We start from the raw sequence: 21,959 nt of genomic DNA, 5'->3' as shown, positions 1-21,959 counted from the left end.
TCCTTCCGTCATGCCGTCGTCGTTCCTTCCGCCGTCGCCGTCGCGAAGGCCGCGACGAGCGTCGTGTCGTCCCCCGAGTACTTCGCCGCCCGCGCCAGCCAGTCCTCCAGTTGTCCCTGGACGGCGGCGACGCCCTGTCCGACGGCGCGTTCGCACACGCCGGTGGCGAAGTCCAGGAAGCCCTGGTGGTCGGCGAAGCTCTTGGAGAGCCCGTCGGTGGACAGCAGCACGGCCGGCGGCGGGCCGCCGGTGATGGGCTGCCAGTGGATGCGGGTCTTGCGCCAGGGCTCCGGCTCGCACAGCGAGTCGGTCTCGTCGCCCATGTCGGGCCCGGTGGACAGCGGTGTGTGCGGTACGCCGCCGTCGTCGACGAGCACGATGTCCCCGTCGCCCAACTGCCAGCACAGGAGCATGTGCGGGGTCAGGACGGCGCCCAGCAGGGTGCTGCCGTACGCGGCGAGGTCCCAGGTCCCGGCGGCGCCGTCCTGGTCGCGGCGGGCGCGGGCGGCGGCGCGCCGGGCGGGCCCGGCACCGTGCGCGGGCGAGCTGGAGTCGTGCACCAGGGCCCGCTGCTGCCAGCGGTGTCCGGCGGCGCGCGGCAGGAGCCGGGCCTCGGCGCGAAGCCCCGGCCAGCTCGCCGCGTCGGCTCCCAGCCGCACCGCCTCGTGCGCGAAGACCTCCGCGCAGGCCGTGAACTCCTCGACGGCCCAGCGCGCGCCCTGGTCGCTGCGGAAGTGCGCGGCGGAGCCGTGGCCGTCGGCGACCGTCAGGACGACGGCGCGGCCGCCCGCGGTGGCCTTGGCGGCGCACCAGTCCTGGCTGTACTTCTTGGCGACGCCCTTGACGGCGCCACGGAGCAGCTCCCAGTCGGCTGCCCGGTCCAGCGGCGCGCGGACAGCGGTCACCAGATCTCGTCTTCGTCGCCGCCCTTGGTCAGCGGCGGGCCCACCGGCGTCGCGGGCTTGGCGTCCTCGACCTTGGGGGTGGAGGCGTCCTTCACGACGGCGGTGGACATCCAGCGGATGGCGGCGGCGAGCTGGCGCGGGTTCTTGGCCTGCAGCGGCTCCAGTTCGGGGTTGGCGAGGAACTCCTTCAGCATGCTCTTGTCCGCGTCGTCCCCGATGGCGACGGCGACGCGCACGGCCCGCTTGCCCCAGGGCGTGCTGTCGATGGCGCGCAGGCCCGACCGCCAGTCGTCGGTGGGCTGGCCGTCGGAGGCGAGGGCGAGCACCGGGGGCAGGGCCCGCTGCGGCATCGGCGGGGTCTCCAGGGCCCCGGCGGCGAGCTTGAAGGCGGCGCCCATGTCGGTGCCGCCGTAGGTGTGCACGTCCTCCCAGGAGAAGCTGTCGACCGGGGTCGGCTCGCCGACGTGCCAGCTCGCGCCGCTGGCGAAGGAGATGGCCCGCACGAGCAGCGAGGCCGCGGGGTTGGCGTCGGCGGCCTGCCGCATCTCCGGGATGGCCTCGCGGATGGCGAAGTTCAGCTGCCCGATCTTGCCGTTGACGCTCATGGAGCCCGAGCAGTCGAGCATCCAGATGAAGTGCACGGGGCGGCTCGCCATGGAGCCGCCGGGGAAGTTGTCGGCGGTCTCGCTGGACTCACCGGTGACACTGGTGATTTTTGTTCGGCTCACGCTGGTCCTCTCCAGGCGGTTCGGGGTGGATCAGGTCGGGTGCTGACGGTGCCTCAGTACGAGGCGACGTACGGGGTGACGTACGGGGAACGAGGCACGGTTGCGGGGCGTGGCGGGCGGACGGGGCGTGGCGGGGGCTACCCGGTGCGGAAGCCGTGGCGCCAGGCGTTCCACTCCCGCACCCGGGCCTCGCCCTGGCGGTGGGCGATGACGGTGGCCACCTCGCCGAGGCGGCGCTCGTCGAGGCGGGCCACGACGGGGGCGAGGATCTCGTGGAGGAGTTCCTGGGCGACCTGCCGCCAGTCGCGGCTGACGCCGGGACGCCGGGTGGGCCGCCAGAGGTAGTAGTACGCGCTGATGTCCTCCGGTCGTCGCGGGAGGTCCTGTTCGAGCTGGTCGCGTCTGCGTTCTTCGAGCATCAACTGCCGGTAGGTGTCGAGGAGTTCGGGCCCGGAGGAGATCAGGTAGTCGAACACGGGCGGGCGGGCGAGCTGCTGGGCCCCGGCGCGCACGAGGGCGACCGCGACGAGCCCGCCCACGCCCCGGCGCACGGTGACGGAAAGGGGGGCCGCGTCGACGTGCAGCGCCTGCAGCCGGTGGACGCTCTGCGGCAGGGAGAGCCGCAGGTCGGCCAGGTCCTGGGCGAGGACGAGGAGTTGGGCGGTGGCGCGCTGGTACCGGTTCAGGCCGCGTTCGTGCAGCAGGTCGCGGGCGAACGCGACGGTCTCCTGGTCGACCCGGTCGGGCGCGGTGACGACGCCCGTGATGTGCCTGCCGAGGCCCGCCTGGACGAGCAGCGGCACGGTGCAGGTGCGGGCCAGCCAGGGGAGTTCGGCGGGCGCCGGGTCGGTGCCGCGCCAGACGAGCCGCCACACCTGTGCCAGCGTCGCCGCGTCGCTCACCCGGCGCCCCGGCAGGGTCTCGGCGAGCTTGCCGAACAGCTCGGCGCCGCGCAGTCCGTTACCGGGACCGCCCCAGCGGGCCGCGGCCACGGCCAGGCGCAGCGGCGGCGGCGAGTTGTCGTCGAGGTTGCGGCGCAGCCAGTCGCCCTGCGGCGACGCGGCGAGTTCCCGCAGCCGGTCGAGCCGCCCCATGCCGCCGTCGGACCCGAGCATTCTCAGGACGCGCCGGGTCAGGGGGGCGTAGTCGACGGCGTCGAGGACGTGGACGGCCCGCTCACGGTCGCCGCCTTCGGGGGTGCGCAGGGCGCGGGCGAGCCGCTTCATCGCCGCGTCGATGCCGCGCCCGCCGTCGGCGGCGACCGCGAGCGCGAGCCGCAGCGGCTCCACCCAGGCCTCCGGCGGCTCCCGCAGGGCCCGCCACAGCGCTTCGTCGGCGTCCCCGCCGTACTCGGCCCGCAGCACCCTCCTGGCGTCGGCCCCGAGGGGCAACTCGTCGCAGACGGCGGTCAGTTCACCGGGGAGCTCGCGGGGGTCGGCGCCGCCGAGGCGGTGCCGGGCCAGGGCGAGCGCGAGGGGCGCGGCGGCCTGCGGGGCGTGGCTGTGGAGTTCTCGGCAGAGGGTGGTCAGGGGCGTGAGGTCGGCGAGATCGGTGAGGTCGGCGGGAAGGGTCTCCGGGGCGTCGTCGGCGTGGGCGTCGTCGGGCACGCCGGTGGCGCCCTGGTCAGGTGCGGCGCCGTCACCGGTACCGCCCGCCGGAGAGCCCTCGCCGGTACGACCTGCCGAAGGCCCCCCGCCGCTGACGCGCACCGCTCCCACCAGCGCGTCCACCGCGTCCCGCAGGGCGTCGCCGGTCAGTTCGGCGAGGTCGCCGCCGGACAGCAGGCCCGCGCGGAGCAGGGTGGGGACGAGGCGGGTCGGTGAGAAGGCGTCGAGGTCGGAGTGGGAATCGGAGTCGGCCTTGTCGTCGCGGGCGTCGGGGACGGCGGCCGGGTCGGCGATGGTGTCGGCGGTGGTGTCGGTGTCGCCGACGGGCCGGGGCAGCGGTACGCCCGCGAGCCACAGGCGGGCCGTCCAAGTGGCCCAGAGGTCGGTGGCGGGCGGGCTGCCGGGGCCGTCGAGGCCGTCGTGGACGCGGTAGAGGTGGTCGAGCGTGGTGACGTCGAAGCGGTCGAAGTCGGCGTCGGGGCCGATGCCGACGATGTGCTGCGGGGCCCGGCCTGGGTCGGCGGCCCGGGTGGTGAACGTCAGCGAGGGCACGTACGCGGGCGGCAACGAGGCGCAGGCCAGCGCGATCCAGCGGGCGACGGTGTCCGGGCTCTCCTCGGCCACGACGAGCTGACGTCCGGCCGGGTCGTCGAAGAGGCGGCGGACGTCGGCGAGGAAGGGGGCGACGCGGGGCTCGTGCGCGCGGGCGAAGACGGTCAGCTCGGCGGGGCCGAACGGGCCGCCACCGTGCGGGAGTTCGGGGGACTCGACGGAGGCGTCCCCGTCGGTCCCGGGGTCGGCGCAGAGGTCCGCCCCGGCCGCGAGCAGCGTGACCGGCCACTCCTCGGCGAAGCGTGCCGTGTCGGCTCCGGTGAGGTGGATCGCCCGGACCTCGTGTCCGGTGCCGCCCGTGCGGCACAGCAGGCTGGCGCCGTCGGGCAGCCTGCTGAAGCTGAACCGCGCGTCGCGCCCGAGCCCGTCCGCGCCCCGTCCGCACCCGGCGCCGATGGTGAGCGCCACCCACTCGGCGACTTCCGCGTCGTCCGTCGGCGGCGGGTCGGCCGTCGCGGAAGCCGGAGCCGCAGCCGAGCCCCGCCCGGACGTCGAAGCGCCCTCCGGCACGGCGGACGCGGCCCCGGAGCCACGCTCGGGGCCGGACGGAACAGGGACCGGAACCAGCCGGACGGCGCCGGTGACCGGCTCCTCGTCGAGCCGGTAGTTGAGGTGGCGGATGGCCATGCCACATTGTGACCACCGGCGGGCACCGGCCGCAGGAGTTAAGCCAACTTCCCGATCCCACCGGGAGTTTCACCCCGCCACTTGGGGCCCGAGGGGCGCGACGGCACTCTTGCGCGGCCCGCCGGTCGCGGCCATGGTGACGGTCGTGACCACCTTCATGCTTCCTCATCAGCTGGTCGGCGAAGGCCCTCACAAGGTGCTTGCCGTGCACGGCTGGTTCGCGGACCGCTCGGCGTACGCGCCGCTGCTCGCCGACCTCGACACCGACGCCTTCCAGTACGCCCTGGTGGATCTGCGGGGGTACGGCGAGGCCAAGGACGCCGTCGGCTCGTACACCACCGCCGAAGGGGCCGCCGACCTCGTCGACCTGGCCGACCGGCTCGGGTGGGAGCGGTTCTCGGTGGTCGGGCACTCGATGGGCGGGAGCGTGGCGCAACGCGTGGTGACGATCGCGCCGCAGCGGGTGCGGCGGATCGTGGGCATCTCGCCGGTGCCCGCGTCGGGCCTGCCGCTGCCGCCCGAGCAGGGCGAGCTCTTCGCGTCGGCGGCGCACCGGCCGGAGAACCGGCGCGCCATCATCGACGTGACGACGGGCGGGGTCCGTCCGGACGCCTGGCTCGGCCGCATGGTCGCCCGCTCCCTCGCGTGCAGCGACGCCAAGGCGTTCCGTGCCTGGCTCGACTCCTGGACGGGCGACGACTTCCACGCGCGCCTCGACAACTGCCAGGTGCCCGCGCTCGCCGTCACCGGCGCCCTGGACCCGGCCCTGTCGGCGGACCTGATGCGGCAGACCTGGCTGACCTGGTTCGCGCGCGGCGAGCTGGTGGACCTGCCGGGCGCCGGGCACTACGCGATGGACGAGGCGCCGCTCGACCTGATCCGCGCCGTGGAGGACTTCCTGCGGGCCGACGACGGCACGGCACGCGCCACTCCCGGCACCCCCGACGCATGACCCCACCGCCCGGTCCCGCCGCCGCGCTCCCCGACGTCTTCGACCCGCGCCTGTACGCCGACGGCGTCCCGTACGACCGCTACCGGGTCCTGCGCGACCACCACCCCGTCGCCCGGCAGGAGGAACCAGCCGTGCTCGGCTGGCCCGCGGGGCCCGGGTTCTGGGCGGTGACACGGCACGCGGACGTGACGGCGGTCCTCAAGGACGCGGCGACGTACTCCTCGTACCTCGGCGCCACCCAGATCCGCGACCCGGACCCGGAGGATCTGCCCTTCATCCGCCGCATGATGCTCAATCAGGATCCGCCCGGCCACGGCCGGCTGCGCACGCTGGTGAGCCGCGCCTTCACACCGCGCCGGATCGCCCGCTTCGAGGAGCGGGCCCGGGAGCGGGCCCGGACGCTCCTCGGGCGGGCGGTGGCCGGGGCCCGCGCCGGGGACGGCCGCTGCGACCTGGTGCCCGCGGTCACCGACGACTACGCGCTCCTGAACCTCGCGGACCTGCTCGGCGTACCGGAGAGCGACCGGGGGCTGCTGCTCCACTGGACGCAGCGGGTCATCGGCTACCAGGACCCGGACGAGGCGGGCGAGCCGGTACTCGGCCCGGACGGGCGGCCGGTGAATCCGCGGTCACCGGCGATGCTGGCGGACATGTTCGCGTACGCCACGGAACTCGCCGCGCACAAGCGCCGCCACCCCGGCGACGACATCCTCACGGCGCTCGCCACCACGCCCGAACTGGCCGCGGGCGAGCTGGAGATGTTCTTCTTCCTGCTCACCGTCGCGGGCAACGACACGGTGCGCGGTGCCGCGCCCGGCGGGGTGCTCGCCCTCGTCGAGCATCCGGACCAGCTGGGCGCGCTGCGGTCGGGGGCGGCTCCGGTGTCCGGCGCGGTGGAGGAGCTGCTGCGCTGGCATCCGCCGGTGCTGAGCTTCCGGCGGACGGCGGCCCGCGACACCGACCTCGCCGGGAGGCCGGTCCGGCGCGGCGACAAGGTCGTCGTCTTCCACGCCTCGGCCAACCGCGACGAGCGGGTCTTCGCCGAACCCGACCGGCTCGACCTGCGGCGGACGCCGAACCCGCACGTGTCGTTCGGCGGCGGCCCGCACGTCTGCCTGGGCGCGCACTTCGCACGGCTGCAACTGGCCGTCTTCTACGAGGAGTTCCTGGCCGCCGTGCCGCGGCCGCGGCTGGCCGGTCCTCCGGTCCGCCTCGTCTCGCACTTCATCAACAGCCTCAAGTCGCTGCCCCTGCGGGTGGTGGACTGAGGTGGTGAGCTGAGTGGTGGGCTGAAGTGGTGGACTGAAAGAGGGCCCCGCGCCTCGTCGGATACCGTTCGGGAAAGATCATCCCCAGCACGGAAGCGAGCATCCGGCCATGTACGCGGCAGCCGAAGACGACTACCACGACGACGTGTTCCCGGTCGTCCCGGCGCCCCAGGACGGCACCCGCTGGCAGGCGCCCGCCGATCTGGAGGAGCACCTGTACGAGCTGGTCGAGGCCGAGGACGGCTACGGCTATCTGCGGGCGCTCGCCGTCGAGGGCCTGTACCGGCCGGTGCCGCTCACGGACCTCGCGGCGGCGCCGGACGCCCCGCCCCTGTTCAGCGTGGAGGTCCCCGACGGCCGCAGGGTGGCGCAGGTGTACACCGCGGGGCTGCTGCCGCGACCGCACCCCGACGTCGTGTACGAGTACGTCACGCTCGGCACCCTCGCGCGGCAGTGGCCCGAGGGCCCCGACGGGATCGACGTCATGGTGGTCAACACCCAGACGCCGTGCGAGCAGTACTACCTCACCACCGAGGAGGAGCGGCAGGTCTGGGCCGACCTGCACGACGAACACCACCGCCCGGGCCGGATCGACGACCGCGTGGACACCCGCCGCACCGGGGCGCCGGACGGCCCCGTCCTGCACGGCCTGGCCTGCGGCGCCCACCTCTGCTTCGCCAACGGCGCGCCCTGGAACACCCTCGACTGGCACGGCGCGGGGTACACCAACGAGGTGGCGCGCCTGGAGGAGTGGTGGGGCGTGCGGGACCGCGAGGAGTGGCACGGCGTGCAGGAACGCCTCCTGGACCGTGAAGTCAGCCCCTGGTACTGGGACTTCGTCCTCGGCGCCCGCACCGCCGTGCTCGCCGAGCAGGGCCCGCCGGTCGACGCGGAGCTGTGGCGCCGCTGCGTCGAGGTGACCCTGCGCAACCGCGTCGTCGAGACCGGAGGGCCCGACGTCCCGCACCGCCCCGGCGACGATCCGGAGCTGGACCAGTTCGTCGACGCGCTGCGCGCCCTGGTCGGCAAGGTCCTGCGCTACGAGGCCCGGTTCCGCGCCGACGGACTGCTCCCGCCTGACGGTCACGTCGCCACCGTCGCGGCCTGGGACCTCGGCCGCGCCTCCAAGATGGCCCGCTGGGGCCGCGGTGCCCGCTACGCCACCCACACCGAGCTGGTCACCGCCCTCGAACGCGTCGCCCACGAGGCCCGCGCGGCGTACGCCTCCTGGGAGGAGTTCTCCGCGGGATACGTCCTGGGGCGGTGTCTCCACTTCGACGAGGAGGAGTTCGGCACGTGGTACACGTCTGTGCTGCGCGCACACCACGCCCTGACGTCGGACCCGGACAGCCCGTGGCTGCGGGTCCCCTTTCTGTGACCTTCCCGCCGCTACCGCGGCGGATCAATTTCCCACCCTCCCCCAAGCTCTTAAAGAGCAGGGGGACCCCCATCCCCTTTCCAGTCGGCCGCAGGGTGACCGTCTCCAGTGGGGGCTTGCCATCGTCGGCGACTGCGGGTGCGGCCGTGGCGGCACGGTGACGCGTCCGCTGCCGCAGCCGCACCGGCCACCGCTGTGGGTGTGGGTTCCGTGTGGCCCACCACTGGCTCTCCCACCGCTGTGGGCCATCGTGCCGCAGGGCGATAGGGGTCTCCCCTGCGCTCGCGGAGCCGAGAGCTCGGGGAAGGGTGGGTACAGCCCACGGCCAGGCGGGCGCCGCGGCCCCGGGGCGGCGTCAGTCCTCCGGGGCGAGGGCACGACGGATCCCCGCCCGGAGGGGGCGCGTTTCGGACGCCTCCGGCCCGCCCCCGGCCACCCCGCGGATATCGATCGCGCGTACGGAAAGGATGCCCTCAGCACGGCGCGGGAAGCCGGTACGCGGTGGAGGGGGTGCTCGGTGCGGGGGCAGGAGCAGGGCGGCCAGAACGAGTTGAGCGGGACGGTGCACGGTCCCGCCGTACAGGCGCAGACGGTGTACGGCGGCATCCACATCCAGCCGCCGACGACCCCGCACCCACCACCCCGCCCGCCCTGGCAGCTGCCACCCCCCGCCCGCATCACCGACCGCACCGCCGAACTGCGCCTGCTCGAACGCCAGCGCCGCACGTCCGGCCACGCGGGCCACCACACGCTGGTCGCGGTCAGCGGCCTGGGCGGCGTCGGCAAGACCGCGCTGGCGCTGGCCTGGCTGCACGCGCTGCGCGCGGACTTCCCCGACGGACAGTTGTACGCGGACCTGGGCGCCCAGTCGCCCAGCGGCCCCGCCGACCCGGGCGAGGTCATCGGCCGGTTCCTGCGCGCACTCGGCGTACCGGCCGCGCAGGTACCCGCCGGGCTGGCCGAACGGGCCGCGCTGTACCGCTCGTTGACGTCGGAGCTACGGCTCGTGGTGCTCCTGGACGACGCCGCGTCTGCCGCGCAGGTCCGCCCGCTCGTTCCGGGCGGCACCGGCGTGACCGCCGTGACCAGTCGCTGGCGGATGCCGGGCCTGACCGTGGACGGCTGCCACTCGGTGCAGTTGGAGCCGCTCGGCGTGGACGAGGCCGTGGAGCTGCTCGCCGCCACGCTCGCCGACGACCGGGTGGACGCGCAGCCCGAACAGGCCCGCGCCCTGGTCGAGTTGTGCGCGGGGCTGCCGCTCGCGGTGCGGGTCGCCGGGGCGCGGCTCGCGGCCCGGCCCCGGCGCGGGATCACCACGATGGTGCGGGCGCTCACCGCGGAGCACGACCGGCTGGAGGGGTTGGCGATCGACGGCGACCACAACGTGCGGGCGGCCCTCGACCTCACGTACCAGGAACTGCCGCCGGAGGCCGCGCGGCTGTACCGGCTGCTCGGCCTGCACCCCGGCACGGAGTTCGGCGACGCCGTGGCGATCGCCGCGCTGGCCCGCCCCGACCCGGGGCCCGGCGGCGCGGGGGCACCGCCCCGGCCCGCGCGGCCCGAACCGGCGGCCGCCTCCCCCTGCGCCGCCGAGGCCCGCGCACTCCTCGACCTGCTGCACGAGGCGAACCTGCTCACCGACGCCGAGGAGGACCGCCACCGCTTCCACGACCTGGTCCGGCTGCACGCGGCGGCGAAGGCCGTGCAGGACGAGCCGCAGTGGGAGCGTGCGGCGGCGCTGCGCCGGATCGCCGACCACTATCTCGCCACGGCGACCGCGGCGGAGTGGGCCGTCGACCCGCAGCACCGCACGCTGGCCCGCGACCACGGCCCCGGCCCGGTGCTCACGGAGGAGTTCAGCGCGGGCACGGAGGCGGCCCTGGACTGGCAGGAGCGCGAACTTCCCAACCTGATGGCGGTGTTGCGCCTCGCCCGAACCGTCTTCCCCACGGTCACCTGGCAGCTCGCCGACGCCCTGTGGCCACTGTTCCTGCGCCGCAAGTTCTACGCGGAGTGGCGGGCCGCGCACGACGAGGGCCTCGCCGCGGCCGAGGGGCTCCGCGACACGGTGGCGCAGTGCCGGATGCTCACCTCCGGGGGCGTGGGCGAGCTGGGCATGGGCTGCCACGAGCGGGCCTTGTCGATGTTCGAGCGCGCGGCCCGCCAGTTCCGGGCCGACGGCGACGCCCTCGGCCACGCCCGTACGCTCAACTACCGGGGCCTGGCCCACCAGCGGCTCGGGCGGCTCGACGAGGCGGCGCGGTACTTCACCCGGGCCGCGGAGGCCCTGCCGGGCGTCGGCGACGTCCGCGCGGGCGGCCTCGCCCGTCTGAACCTCGCCGACGTGGCCCTCACCCGGCGCCGCCCCACCGAGGCGGCCCGGCACGCGACCGCCGCGCACGCGACGCTGCGGGACGCGGGCGACACGTACAACGCGGCCCGCGCCTCCGTCCTCCTCGGCCGCGCCCACCTGGCCCGCGACGAACCCGACCTGGCCGAGTCACACCTGTCCCCCGCCCTCACCACCCTCCGCGCCATGTCGGCCGCCTACGAAACGGCCCGCACCCTGCACGCCCTGGCAGAACTGGCCGAACACCGCGCCGACCCGACCACGGCCCGCACCCACTACACCGAGGCCCTCACCCTCTACGGCACGGCAGGCCGCGCCACGTCCCCGGACGCGAGAACGGCCAGGTCCCACCTGGAGGCCCTACCGGAACCGTGACCGCCCCCATGCCGGAGAAGCAGCACACACCGCCGCGCCGGCTCCGTCGGCCGGGGCTGTGCCCACCCTTCCCCGAGCTCTCGACTCCGCTCGACCAGGGGAGACCCCTATCGCCCTGCGTCACGATTTGCCCACAGCGCTAGGGGCAGGACTCCCCGCACCGCACCGCAGCCGCACCGCAGCCGCACCGCAGCCGCACCGCAGCCGCACCGCAGCCGCACCGCAGCCGCCAACGGCGAGCAACCCCCACAGGACACGGTCACCATCCGGTCAACTGGAAACGGGTGGGCGGGGTGGGAGACATCCGCCGCGGTAGCGGCGGAAAACCCCCCACACCCGCAGCGGCCAACGCATGCGCCAGCGACGCGAACACCGGCCAGGGCGGCACCACTCCACCCCCCGGGCACGGGCCCGCGCGCAGCATCACCTCGCGACCACGCGGCCCGACCCGAAGGCGACACACCTCCCCGTCATACACGGCCACGACCAACGCCCCCGGGTACCGGGAAGCAACCCACCCCACCCGCCCCGGCGCAGCCGACTCCTCGTGGAGCACGTCCCCGAGCCGCCCCCAGCCCCCCGGCGCGGGCAGCGCCACCCGGAGGTGCTCGTCCACGAAGTCCGCACCGCGTCCGGGGCACCGCAGCGTCACCCGGACGCGCTCGACGGACCCCACCACGGCGGTGGCCGTCAGCTGGGCGGTCAGCGCCATGACGCGACGCTCCCCGGCTCGTCGTACGCCAGGACACGAGGCAGCCCGGCAGGCTCCGTGGCGGGGAGGCCGCCGGGCGGCCGCAGCCGCAGCTTGCGGTAGAGCAGGGCGCGCATCTTGCGCGCGAAGCGACCGGGCTCGGAGCTGATGCGGGCGGCAACCCGCTCGTGCAGGTCCGCACGGTACGTCGCGACGGCGCGCGCGAGCTGTCGGCGTACCGGCTTGTCGTCGTGCAGCCGGGGCGCGAACGAGCCGAGTTCGGCCATCGGCGAGCCGGGGTCCACATCGGCGTCCGGCAGGCAGGCGAGCAGCACAGGCCGCCCGGTCATGGCGCCGTACAGGGACACGGAGCCGTGGTCGCCCACGACGAAGTCGGCGGCGACGAGCGCGCCGACCCAGTCGGCGCGGGGGCTGACGACGCCGAGCCCGTCCCGGCTGAGCCCCGCGAACCAGCTGCGGACCTGCCATTCGCTGTGGGAGTGCCACACGTGGGGGTGCAGCAGCGCCGCCACCCGGTAGTCCGCGGGCGGCAGTTCGGCCATGAGCCGCTCGATCAGCTCGCGGCCGCAGGAGCCGAGGAGCGAGCCCGGGCCCCAGGTGGAGCAGACGAGGACGAGCCGCTGCCCGGCACCGGTGCGCAGGGCCTGCCGGTACAGCGCCCGCGCGGGCCTGCTCGCGATGACGCGGTCGAAGCAGGGGTCGCCGACGACCTCGGCGACGGGCACCGCCTCCGGGCATTCGCGGCCGAGCCGCGCCAGCTCCTCGCGGTGGGCGAGGACGATCGCCTCGGGGACGACCGACCCGTCCCGTACGAGCCGCTGCCTGCTCAGCCCGTACACGCCCCGCGCGGCGACGGCCCCGCCCCGCCGGGCCCGCACGATCTTGTTGTGTCCGGCGCCGTGCGGCAGCACGACCACCGGCGCGTGCAGTTCGTGCAGGCCGCCGTGGCCGGCCGCGAGCGCGAGGTCGAAGACGGTCTGCACGGCCTGGCTCCACGGCAGGACCAGGGCCCGCAGCTCGTCGAGGAAGTCGGCCACCCCGCCGCTGAACACGTCGGGCGCCGCGGTGAAGAACACCTGCACCCGCCAGTCGCCCTCCAGGAGCCGCACCGCGTCGAGGAGCCGCCGCCCCGACGTCACCGTGTGCACCACGGCGAGTACGCGTCGCCTGACGGGCCGGGTGGCCCAGCGTTCCACGTCCGGGCGCACGGGCACGGGTTGCCCGTACGCCTCCAGCATCGTCACACTCATGTCGTTTCCCCCGGTTCTCCGCCGTCGGACCGGCGGTGTCGCTCGGACGCGCCCAGCGTGCCGGGCGGGACTGGATGGCCGGGTTGCAGGAATCCTGCAGTCCGAGTGCCGCTCGCCGAGGGCATAGGCCAGTACTCCGGCTCGCACCGGCGCGCACCACCCGCACCCCAACTCCCTTGTTCGCAACGTGTGTTGAGATTCACCGGGCCGGTCGGGGGAATGTTCCGCCCATGGACACGCGTGCGGGACGGCCGACAGCGGCGGTGCGGTGTGCCCGCCGGGCGTGCGCCCATCGGGGGTGACGGTGGACTTACGGGCCCTCGGGCCGCTGGAACTCTGGCAGGACGGCCTGCGCTGCGAGCTGGGGTCGCCGAAGGAACGCTGTGTGCTCGCGGTCCTGGTGCACGCCCACGGCGAGCCGGTCTCCCTGGACACCCTGATGGACCGCGTGTGGGACGACGAGCCGCCCCGTACCGCCCAGGACACCCTGCAGAGCTATCTGTCGCGGCTGCGTTCGCGGCTGACCCGGGCGGCGGGCGAACAGGCCGCCCTGGAGCGGTACGCGCCGCGCCTCTACCGATTACGGATCGCGCCGGACGCCGTCGACCTGCTGCGCTACCGGCGGCTGCGCACCGAGGCCGCGGTGACCGCCCGGCAGGGCGACAGCGGGCGCGCCGTCGACCTGCTCCGCACCGCCGAATCGCTGTGGCGGGGCGAGCCGTTGACGGAGTTCACCGGCGCCTGGGCGCGGTCGGCGCGCGCCCGCCTCCTGGAGGACCACCGCCGGGTGCGCGAGGAACGCATCCGCCTTGAGCTCGACCTCGGCCGGCACGCCGACCTCATCGGCGAACTGCGCGAGCTGGCCGCCCAGAACCCCCTGGCCCAACGGGTCGTCGCCGCCCTGATGCTGGCCCTGTACCGCTCGGGCCGGGACGACGAGGCCCTCGGCCTGTACCGCGCCACCCGGGCCCGGCTGCAGAGCGGCCAGGGCATCGAGCCCTGCGCCGAACTCCAGGAGCTGCACCTGCGCATCCTCGAACAGGACCGCGCGCTGATGACGACCACGCCGGACGTGCGGGGTCACCCGTCGCCCACCGCGTCCGCCGCCGACGGGCCGCGCGCGTCGGCCCCGCTCCCGGGCGCACCGGAGCAGGAAGGCCAGGGCAGCAGCGGCACGGAGGAAGGAACCCCCGAGAAGGACGGCCGGGACAGCGGCAACGGCCCCCGCAGCAACCTCCCCCGCGACGCACGGGACTTCACCGGCCGCGCGAGCGAACTACGCGTACTTCTGGGCGAGTTCACCGGAGGCAGCCCGGCCGCCGGACCCGCCGTCAGCGGACCCGCCGACCCCACCACCCTCACCGACCCGGCCCCCCGCACCTCCCTCCCCCTCACCGTCATCCACGGCATGCCCGGCGTCGGCAAGACCTCGCTCGCGCTGCACGCCGCGCACCGTCTGCGCGCTGCCTGCCCGGACGGCCAGTTCTACGTGGACCTGCGCGGGTACGGCGCGCTGCCCCCGTACGACCCGGCCGAGGCGCTCGCCGTCCTGCTGCACGCGGCCGGGCTCACGGGCGAGCTGCCCGGTTCGCTTGACGCGCGGGTGACGCGCTGGCGGGAGTGGACGGCGCGGCGGCGCGTCCTCGTGGTCCTCGACAACGCCCGCGACGCCGAGCAGGTCCGTCCGCTCCTGCCCGGCGCCGCGTCCTGCCGTGTCCTTGTGACCAGCAGGAACCGGCTCACCGGCCTGGCCGGGGCGACGCCGCTGTACTTGGAGGTGCTGTCCACGGCGGAGGCCGCGACGCTGTTCACGCGCGTCGCCGGGGCGGGCCGGCTGCCCGCCGACGCCTCGGCGCTCACGCGGACCGTCGCCGCGTGCGGCCACCACCCGCTCGCGCTCCAGCTCCTCGCGAGCCAGTTCCGGCACCGGGACTCCTGGAGCCTGGACCACCTGACGGACCGGCTCGTCCAGGCGACCGACCCGCTCGACGAGTTCGACAGCGACGCGGTGGCGTCGGCCTTCTCCCTCTCGTACACCGAACTGCCCCCGCAGGCGGCCAGGTTGCTGCGCCGCCTCGCGCTCCACCCGGGCCCGGACATCACGCTGCGCGCGGCGACGGCGCTCGCGGCGGAGCACACCGGTGCGGCGCGCGGGGCCGAGCAGGCCGCCCCCGACCCGCCCCTGGAGACCGCCCGCACCCGCAAGATCCTCGATCAGCTCCTCGACCGCAACCTCGTCGAGGAGCCGGTGGCCGACCGCTACCGCCTGCACGACCTCACCCGCGCCTTCGGCCTGCGGATGTGCACCCGCGACGAGCCGCACTCCGCCCGCCGCGCGGCGCTCGCGCGGCTGTTCAACTGCTATCTGACGGGGGCGTACCGCGCGGCGGTCCGCGTCGACCCGCACCGCCGCGTCCTGCCGCCGGGCCCGCACCTGGCCTGCCCGTACGCCCCGGACTTCGGCGGCGGCGACACGAGCGGCGACGCGGCCGACGGCGCGGACGAGGCCGCGGCCTGGCTGAGCGTGGAGCGCGGCAATCTGCTCGCCGTGGCTCGCGCGGCGGCCGCGCAGTCGCCGGAGCACGCGGTGCTGTTCCCGCACGTCCTGGCCAAGTCGCTGCGCCTGTGGGGTACCTGGGACCTGGCGGCGGAGCTGTTCGAGGCGGCGGTGGCCGCGGCCCGGCTGCGCGAGGACCGGGTGGCGCTGGCCCGCACCCTGGTCGAGCACGCCGACGTACTGACGCAGAAGGACCACGCCAAGGCCCTGCACCGGGCGACCGAGGCGCTGTTGCTCTTTCAGGACTTGAACGACGTCCGCGGCCGCGCGGACGCGTTGTTCCAGTCCGGCCGGGCCCACTTCGCCGCGGGCCGGGGCGGCCTGTGCCTGCGGGTGCTGCGGGCGGCGCACACCCTGTACGAGCGCGTCGACGACGCGTGCGGCCGGGCGGACGTGGTCAACATGATGGGGGTGGCGCTGCACGCGGCGGGCCGCCACCGGGAGGCCCTGGAGCAGTTCCGCGCGGTGCTGCGCATCCACGAGGACACCGGCTCCCTGTACGGCCAGTTGCGGGCGTTGAACAACGTGGGCGAGGTGTACCGGCTCGACGGCCGCCACGACGAGGCCCGCGCCCACTTCGAGCGTTCCCTGCGCCTGGCCCACCGCGTCGGGGGCAGGCAGGAGCGCGCGAACCTGCTCTCGAACCTGGGCAGCGTCTGCGAGGCCACCGGCCAGGTGGAGCAGGCCCTCACGTACTTCCGCCGCGCCCTGACCAGTTACCGCGCGGCGGGCGACGCGCGGGGCGAGTCGGACACCCTGATCAGCCTGGGCTCGGCGTACACCGGGAACCGGCGGCCCGGCGAGGCGCTGTGGCACTTCGCGGAGGCGGAGCGCATCGCCCGCAGCGTCGGCAGCCCCTTCGACCTGCAGGCCGCGCTCCTCGGCACCGGCACGGCGCTGCGGCTGCTCGGCCGGTACGAGGCGGCGCTCGACGCGCTCCGCGAGGCGCTGCGCCTGGCCCGTGAGGTCGGCAGCCCGCTGGCGACGGCCCGGTCCCTCGACGGCCTCGCCCGCACGGCCCCGCACACGCAGGACGCGTCCTCCGCACGGGGTTTCGCGGAGGACGCGCTGGATTTGTACGAGCGGCTCGACTGTGCCGGGCGGGCGCGGGATCTCCGCCTCGCCCTCGCGGAGCCCGGGGCGACTAGCCCCGCCAGATCCACATGAAGATGCTCTCCTCGCCCGGCAGCGGGGCGGAGAGGTCGTGCGCGTTCGAGCGTCGTGCAGAGTTCACGTGCGACTCCATGTTTCTTGTACTTGAATGAACGTCGCCCCCGAGTTGACAAACACCGTAGCTAGGTAAACACAGAACCGGAACGCCTCGTTCGAGGAAATCTCACGGCGCACGGGAGCGCACTACCGGCGCACGACCAAACTCCCGTAACACGCCCCTCTGTAACCCCTCTGCACCCCTCAATTCGCCCCGTTCCCCCGCTCCCCCGGCGGCAGTTGGTCGGCGTACCCGGCCTCGTCCCACACGAGGCGCTTGAACTGCTCCGGCGTCAGCAGGCCCGACCACGGCTCCCCTTGGGGGCAGAACACGGACTCGCACCCGCGGCAGTAGTGCGCGGGGTCCCAGAGCGCGTCGGCGCGCGCCGCACCGGCCCGCTCCGCGGCTTTCTCGCGTCCGTCGCCGCGCACCACGACGATCGTGGCGATGAACAGGAGCACGGCGAGGACGATCCCGCCCCAGACGTACAGCGGCTTCTCCGGGTCCGTCCCCATCCACGCCCAGCCGAGGGAGAGCCCGACGAGCACCATGCCCTCGGCGAAGTGCAGCAGTCCGTCACCGGACTTGCCCGGCCCCTTGGCGAGCCGCGCCGCCAGCTCCTTGCGGGCGGCTCCGCGGCCGCCCGCGGCCTCCCGCACCGCGGCGACGTCCGCGCCGCCACAGCCGGGACAGCTCACTCCAACCGGCCCGCGGGCCCCCGTGGTCGACATGCCCTCACGCTAGCCGGGGGCCACGGCGCCACCGAGCCGGGATCAGGTCAGCTCTCGTCGGCGGTCAGCCGCAGCGAGATGGAGTTGATGCAGTACCGCTGGTCCGTCGGCGTCGGGTAGCCCTCGCCCTCGAAGACGTGCCCGAGGTGCGAGCCGCACCGGGCGCAGCGCACCTCGGTGCGGACCATGCCGTGCGAGGTGTCCTGGATCAGCTCGACGGCCTCGGAGTCCCGCGGGTCGTAGAAGCTCGGCCAGCCGCAGTGCGACTCGAACTTCTCGTTCGACGTGAACAGCTCCGCGCCGCAGGCCCGGCAGGAGTAGACGCCCTTGGTGGTGGTGTCGGTGTACTCGCCCCGGAACGCGGGCTCCGTGCCGGCCTGGCGAAGGACCTGGTACTCGGCGGGGGTCAGCTCCGCGCGCCACTGCTCGTCGGGCTTCTCGACGTCGTACGACATGGGTCGCATCCCCTTCGTGGACATTCCGGCCCGCCGGGGCGGGCTACTTCGACAGCTCGGCCAGGATCAGCGGGCCGAGGTCGGTGACGTCGCCCGCTCCCATGGTGAGAACGAGATCGCCGGGCCGCGCCATTCCCGCGATCACCGCGGGTGCCGCGTCCTTGTCGGCCACGGCCCGCACGTCGGCGCCCGCCGCGCGCGCGGCGTCGATGATGAGGTCGCTGGTCACGCCGGGGATCGGGTCCTCGCGGGCCGGGTAGATGTCCAGGACCACGGAGGCGTCGGCGAGCGCCAGGGCCTGGCCCATCTCCGTGCCCAGCTCCTGGGTGCGGGAGAACAGGTGCGGCTGGAAGAGCACCAGGAGGCGGGCGTCGGCGGCGGCGCCGCGCATGGCCTCCAGGTCGGCGGTCATCTCCGTCGGGTGGTGCGCGTAGGAGTCGACGACCTGCACTCCGGCGGTCTCGCCCTTGAGCTGGAGGCGGCGCTTCACGCCCGTGTACGAGGCCAGGGCGGGGGCCAGCTCGGCGGCCGGGATGCCGAGGGCGACGCCCGCGGCGAGGGCGGCGACGGCGTTGTGCGCGTAGTGCCGGCCGGGCACGGAGACGGCGAAGCGCAGCTCGGTGCCGTCGATGACGGCGGTCACGTCGCTCTTGAGGCCCTGCGGGGTGACGTCGGTGATCCGCACGTCGGCGTCGGCGGACTCGCCGTAGGTGACGACCCGCAGCTCGGGCTTGCGCTTGACGATGCGCCGGGTCAGCTCCCTCGCGCCCTCGTGGTCCGCGGCGATGACGAGCGTCCCGCCGGGCACGATCCGGTCGGCGAAGGTCTCGAAGGACTCGTGGATCTCGTCCATCGAGGCGTAGTTGGCGTGGTGGTCCAGCTCCACGTTGAGGACGATGGCGACCTCGGGCGCGTACTTGTGGAAGCTGCGGTCGCTCTCGTCGGCCTCCGCCACGAAGATCTCGCCGCTGCCGTGGTCGGCGTTGGAGCCGGGCGCGTCCAGGTCGCCGCCGATCGCGTACGAGGGGCGCAGGCCGAGCGCGGCGAGGCTGACCGCGAGCATCGACGTGGTGGTGGTCTTGCCGTGGGTGCCCGCGACGGCGATCGGGCGCAGGCCGTCCATCAGCGAGGCCAGCGCGTCCGAGCGGTGCACCACCGGGATGCCGAGCTCGGCGGCGCGGGCCAGTTCCGGGTTGTCGGCGCGGATCGCGGAGGAGACGACGACGCAGGTCGCGTCGTCGGCCAGGTGGTCGGCGGCATGGCCGATGTGCACCCGGGCGCCGAGGGCGCGCAGGGCCTCGGCGGTGGCGGAGTCCTTGGCGTCGCTGCCGGCGACCTTCGCGCCGCGCTGGGCGAGGATCTTCGCGATGCCCGACATTCCGGCGCCGCCGATGCCGATGAAGTGCGGTCGGTCCATGGCGGTGGGCATCGAGTTCTCTCCGGAGGGTGGGACGGTCACGTGCGCGGGGCCAGCCTACTGGGCCCCGTCGCCCCTGGCCGATCGGCCCGCGGCCCCGGCGTCGCACGCCGGACGGGCCGCGACCGGCGCCCCGCGCGGCGCCGAGGCGCGCGTTCAGTCCTCAGGTGTGTGCGCGAAGAGCTTCAGGACCGGTACGCCCACCTTGTGGCGGGCCCGGGAGGCCCAGTCGCGGTGGAAGAACTCCTCCACCAGGTGGGGCTCCGTCAGCACGATGACCTCGTCCGCGCCCACGTCGTCGACCAGCTCCTGGAGCGCGTCCAGGGGGTGGTCCTCGATCAGGCGGCCCGCGGCCTGGCTGCCCGCCGCCCGCAGCGCGACGAGGGACACCTGGAGCGCCCTCTCGGCCGGGGCCACCGCGTCCTGGCCCTCGGGCACCTTGCCCTCGCGGACGGCCTCGTCGAGCTCGCCGAGGGCGACGTCGTCGATGGCCCGCAGCAGGCGGTCCGCCTGGTCGCCGCGGGGCTGGAGCAGCACATGGAAGGTGACCGGCTCGTCGCTGTGCAAGGTGGTGACGAACTCCACGTCGGCGGACGTCAGGGCCTTCTCGATCATCAATACGCTTGTGAACACGACAGGCGCCCTTCTCCTCCGTGGGCCGGGCTTCCGGCCCCCTGCGGAAACCATCCTGCCCCTGCCTGAGCGGGGGCTGCGAGATTTAGTGTGCCCCGCGAAAGCGAAACGGAACGGAATATTCCGCTGATTGTCAGGAGCCCCGGCGGTATCGGGTGAACAGGAACCCGGACTCCTCCAGAACGGACGCCAGTACGAATTTCCCGGGCACCGCGAGACCGGGCCCGCCCGCGATGCGCTGGGCGTCCCCCGCCGTCAGCAGCGGCGAGACCGTCAGGCACAGCTCGTCGAGCGCGCCCGCCGCCACGAACTGGCCGAGCAGCCTCGGCCCGCCCTCGGTGAGCAGCCGGGCGAGGCCCCGCTCGCCGAGTTCGCGTACGACCCGCGCGGGGTCCGCCCCGGCCCCCTCGCCCGCGATCACGACCTCCGCGCCCGCCTTGCGGGCCGCGGCCACCCGGTCGGCGGGCGCGGCGGCGCCGGTGACCACGAAGGTGGGGGTGAGCGGGGAGGTGAACAGGGGCAGGTGGAAGTCCAGGTCGAGGCTCGCGCTGACGACCGCGATCGCCGGGGCCGGGGCCTGCCCCGCCGCCGCCCTGCGGGCCGCGAAGGAGTCCCGGGCGCGGGCGGGCCGGTAGCCCTCCTGGCGTACCGTTTCCGCACCCACCACGACCACGTCCGCGAGTCCGCGCAGGGTGCCGAAGATCCGCATGTCGGTGGCGTTGGAGAGGGGCTGGGAGCGGCCCTCGTGCTGGGCGGCGCCGTCCAGCGTCGAGACCATGTTGGCGCGCAGCCAGGCGCCGGTCCCCGCCGGGTAGGCGTACGCGTCGGCCAGCTCGTCCAGGGACCACTCGCGGTCCTCGCCCGCCCGGTCCCGGGCGGGCGCGGGGGCGCTCCCGGCCGGGGTCGATTCGACTGTGTGCTCGGTCACAGGGAACAGGCGTCGCATGCCGGGCAGTCTTACACGGCCCCGCGACGGCTCTACAGTGGAGAATCGTGTCAGCAACCTCCCCTGCCGCCGGGCAGAGTCCCCTAGCCGATGCGGGCCCCGTGTCCCTGTGCGCCCGCGAGCCGCAGGTGCCCGCGGACCGTCTCGTCGCCGAGATGGTGCCGCCGCCGCGCTTCGACGCGGTCCGCTTCGATACGTACATCCCGGACCCGGGGCAGCCCAGCCAGAGCGAGGCCGTGCGGGTCCTCGGCTCCTTCGCGGGCGGGCTCGGCGGGGCGCACGCGTCGGGGTCGGGCAAGCGGCGCTGGTTCTCCCGGGCGAAGCAGACGGCCCCCGCGGGACCCCGGGGCGTCTATCTGGACGGCGGCTACGGCGTCGGCAAGACCCACCTGCTCGCCTCCCTGTGGCACGCCACCCCGGCGGAGCCCGCGCTCAAGGCCTTCGGCACGTTCGTGGAGCTGACCAACCTCGTCGGCGCGCTCGGCTTCCAGCAGACGGTGCGCACGCTCAGCGGCCACCGCCTGCTGTGCATCGACGAGTTCGAGCTGGACGACCCGGGCGACACCGTCCTGGTGTCGTCGCTGCTCGGCAAGCTCGTCGAGGCGGGCGTGGCGCTCGCGGCGACCTCCAACACGCTGCCCGGGAAGCTGGGCGAGGGCCGGTTCGCCGCCGTCGACTTCCTGCGCGAGATCCAGGGCCTCTCGGCGCACTTCAAGGCGCTGCGCATCGACGGCGAGGACTACCGCCACCGGGGTCTGCCCGAGGCCCCCACGCCGTACTCCGACGAGCAGGTCACCAAGGCCGCGTACGCGACCGAGGGCGCCGCCCTCGACGACTTCCCGCACCTGCTCGGCCATCTCGCGCGCGTGCACCCGAGCCGGTACGGCGCCCTCACCGACGGCGTCACGGCCGTGTGCCTCACGGACGTCACCCCGGTGCCCGACCAGTCGACGGCGCTGCGCCTGGTCGTCCTCGCCGACCGTCTCTACGACCGGGAGGTGCCGGTGCTCGCCTCCGGCGTCCCGTTCGACAGGCTCTTCAGCGAGGAGATGCTGAACGGCGGCTACCGGAAGAAGTACTTCCGGGCGATCTCGCGCCTCACGGCGCTGGCCCGCGACGCGAAGGGGCTCGTGCGCGACTGAGCGGCCGTCCCGGCGACGGTTGATCGCGTGGGTGTCCAAACCCTCGTGCGCGGGCCGCCTGCGTGCTACACACGTGCGGGTCATGTTCCTGTCCGCCAACAGGA

Annotated in this window: 15 protein-coding genes; 6 read left to right on the top strand and 9 right to left on the bottom strand. The window is 74.7% G+C overall.

Translation table 11 applies throughout. The features are described 5' to 3' along the window. Nucleotides 1–8: 8 nt before the first annotated feature. The 3 genes from ACFVHO_RS02235 to ACFVHO_RS02225 form a co-directional block, all read right to left on the bottom strand. Nucleotides 9–905, bottom strand: a complete 897-nt coding sequence (locus ACFVHO_RS02235; protein WP_385708941.1) for a protein phosphatase 2C domain-containing protein — start codon at nucleotides 903–905, stop codon at nucleotides 9–11. Next, nucleotides 902–1,561: a tellurium resistance protein gene (locus ACFVHO_RS02230; RefSeq protein WP_385709364.1), complete on the bottom strand. Its 660-nt coding sequence runs from the start codon at nucleotides 1,559–1,561 to the stop codon at nucleotides 902–904. The genes ACFVHO_RS02235 and ACFVHO_RS02230 overlap by 4 nt, the downstream gene beginning before the upstream one ends. A 209-nt stretch (nucleotides 1,562–1,770) precedes the next feature. Next, the gene (locus tag ACFVHO_RS02225) at nucleotides 1,771–4,479 is read right to left on the bottom strand and encodes a GTPase-associated protein 1-related protein (RefSeq protein ID WP_385708938.1); all 2,709 of its coding nucleotides are present in this window, start codon (nucleotides 4,477–4,479) and stop codon (nucleotides 1,771–1,773) included. A 145-nt stretch (nucleotides 4,480–4,624) separates the two neighbouring features. On the opposite strand from ACFVHO_RS02225, the gene ACFVHO_RS02220 reads away from it, so the two are divergent. From ACFVHO_RS02220 to ACFVHO_RS02205, 4 genes are all read left to right on the top strand, one after another. Then, the gene (locus ACFVHO_RS02220) at nucleotides 4,625–5,431 is read left to right on the top strand and encodes an alpha/beta fold hydrolase (RefSeq protein ID WP_385708935.1); all 807 of its coding nucleotides are present in this window, start codon (nucleotides 4,625–4,627) and stop codon (nucleotides 5,429–5,431) included. Then, nucleotides 5,428–6,699 (top strand): cytochrome P450, encoded by a 1,272-nt coding sequence (locus ACFVHO_RS02215; RefSeq protein ID WP_385708933.1) that lies wholly within the window; start codon nucleotides 5,428–5,430, stop codon nucleotides 6,697–6,699. Before ACFVHO_RS02220 ends, ACFVHO_RS02215 begins: the two co-directional genes overlap by 4 nt. 109 nt (nucleotides 6,700–6,808) lie before the next feature. After that, nucleotides 6,809–8,077 (top strand): DUF1266 domain-containing protein, encoded by a 1,269-nt coding sequence (locus ACFVHO_RS02210; protein WP_385708930.1) that lies wholly within the window; start codon nucleotides 6,809–6,811, stop codon nucleotides 8,075–8,077. Nucleotides 8,078–8,594: 517 nt separating this feature from the next. Further along, a complete protein-coding gene (locus ACFVHO_RS02205; RefSeq protein WP_385708927.1) occupies nucleotides 8,595–10,802 on the top strand; it encodes a tetratricopeptide repeat protein in 2,208 nt (735 codons plus the stop codon). Nucleotides 10,803–11,504: 702 nt separating this feature from the next. Here ACFVHO_RS02205 and ACFVHO_RS02200 read toward each other — a convergent pair. Next, entirely contained in the window at nucleotides 11,505–12,764 is a 1,260-nt protein-coding gene (locus ACFVHO_RS02200; protein WP_385708924.1) for a hypothetical protein, read from the bottom strand. Between the two features lie 304 nt (nucleotides 12,765–13,068). Between ACFVHO_RS02200 and ACFVHO_RS02195 the strand changes: the two genes are divergently transcribed. Further along, a complete protein-coding gene (locus tag ACFVHO_RS02195; RefSeq protein ID WP_385708922.1) occupies nucleotides 13,069–16,488 on the top strand; it encodes a tetratricopeptide repeat protein in 3,420 nt (1,139 codons plus the stop codon). 246 nt (nucleotides 16,489–16,734) lie between these two features. Here ACFVHO_RS02195 and ACFVHO_RS02190 read toward each other — a convergent pair whose 3' ends face one another. The 5 genes from ACFVHO_RS02190 to ACFVHO_RS02170 all read right to left on the bottom strand — a co-directional run bounded on the left by ACFVHO_RS02190 (nucleotide 16,735) and on the right by ACFVHO_RS02170 (nucleotide 20,713). Then, nucleotides 16,735–17,262, bottom strand: a complete 528-nt coding sequence (locus tag ACFVHO_RS02190) for a hypothetical protein (RefSeq protein ID WP_385708919.1) — start codon at nucleotides 17,260–17,262, stop codon at nucleotides 16,735–16,737. Between the two features lie 47 nt (nucleotides 17,263–17,309). Beyond that, nucleotides 17,310–17,717 (bottom strand): peptide-methionine (R)-S-oxide reductase MsrB, encoded by a 408-nt coding sequence (gene msrB / locus ACFVHO_RS02185; protein ID WP_385708916.1) that lies wholly within the window; start codon nucleotides 17,715–17,717, stop codon nucleotides 17,310–17,312. Nucleotides 17,718–17,760: 43 nt separating this feature from the next. After that, nucleotides 17,761–19,146, bottom strand: coding sequence for a UDP-N-acetylmuramate--L-alanine ligase (murC, locus tag ACFVHO_RS02180; RefSeq protein ID WP_385708913.1), 1,386 nt, complete (start codon nucleotides 19,144–19,146; stop codon nucleotides 17,761–17,763). A 144-nt stretch (nucleotides 19,147–19,290) separates the two neighbouring features. After that, complete coding sequence (locus ACFVHO_RS02175) at nucleotides 19,291–19,767, bottom strand: indole-3-glycerol phosphate synthase (protein ID WP_385708910.1); 477 nt, start codon at nucleotides 19,765–19,767, stop codon at nucleotides 19,291–19,293. Between the two features lie 133 nt (nucleotides 19,768–19,900). Further along, nucleotides 19,901–20,713, bottom strand: coding sequence for a pyrimidine reductase family protein (locus ACFVHO_RS02170; RefSeq protein WP_385708908.1), 813 nt, complete (start codon nucleotides 20,711–20,713; stop codon nucleotides 19,901–19,903). Between the two features lie 47 nt (nucleotides 20,714–20,760). Here ACFVHO_RS02170 and zapE point away from each other — a divergent pair, with 47 nt between their 5' ends. Continuing rightward, entirely contained in the window at nucleotides 20,761–21,855 is a 1,095-nt protein-coding gene (zapE, locus tag ACFVHO_RS02165) for a cell division protein ZapE (RefSeq protein ID WP_385708905.1), read from the top strand. The last annotated feature ends 104 nt before the right edge of the window (nucleotides 21,856–21,959 follow it).

Origin of the sequence: Streptomyces sp. NPDC127108 (assembly GCF_042677545.1) — a bacterium.
Taxonomy (GTDB): Bacteria; Actinomycetota; Actinomycetes; order Streptomycetales; family Streptomycetaceae; genus Streptomyces.
The sequence above is the reverse complement of the archived record's forward strand: the minus strand, read 5'-3'. Positions and strand labels throughout refer to the sequence as shown.

Coding starts and splice junctions, on each gene's coding strand:
- ACFVHO_RS02225 (WP_385708938.1), bottom strand. CDS start 4,479: ATGGCCATCCGCCACCTCAACTACCGGCTCGACGAGGAGCCGGTCACC.
- murC (WP_385708913.1), bottom strand. CDS start 19,146: ATGCCCACCGCCATGGACCGACCGCACTTCATCGGCATCGGCGGCGCC.
- ACFVHO_RS02200 (WP_385708924.1), bottom strand. CDS start 12,764: ATGAGTGTGACGATGCTGGAGGCGTACGGGCAACCCGTGCCCGTGCGC.
- ACFVHO_RS02215 (WP_385708933.1), top strand. CDS start 5,428: ATGACCCCACCGCCCGGTCCCGCCGCCGCGCTCCCCGACGTCTTCGAC.
- msrB (WP_385708916.1), bottom strand. CDS start 17,717: ATGTCGTACGACGTCGAGAAGCCCGACGAGCAGTGGCGCGCGGAGCTG.
- ACFVHO_RS02170 (WP_385708908.1), bottom strand. CDS start 20,713: ATGCGACGCCTGTTCCCTGTGACCGAGCACACAGTCGAATCGACCCCG.
- ACFVHO_RS02230 (WP_385709364.1), bottom strand. CDS start 1,561: ATGGCGAGCCGCCCCGTGCACTTCATCTGGATGCTCGACTGCTCGGGC.
- ACFVHO_RS02190 (WP_385708919.1), bottom strand. CDS start 17,262: ATGTCGACCACGGGGGCCCGCGGGCCGGTTGGAGTGAGCTGTCCCGGC.
- ACFVHO_RS02210 (WP_385708930.1), top strand. CDS start 6,809: ATGTACGCGGCAGCCGAAGACGACTACCACGACGACGTGTTCCCGGTC.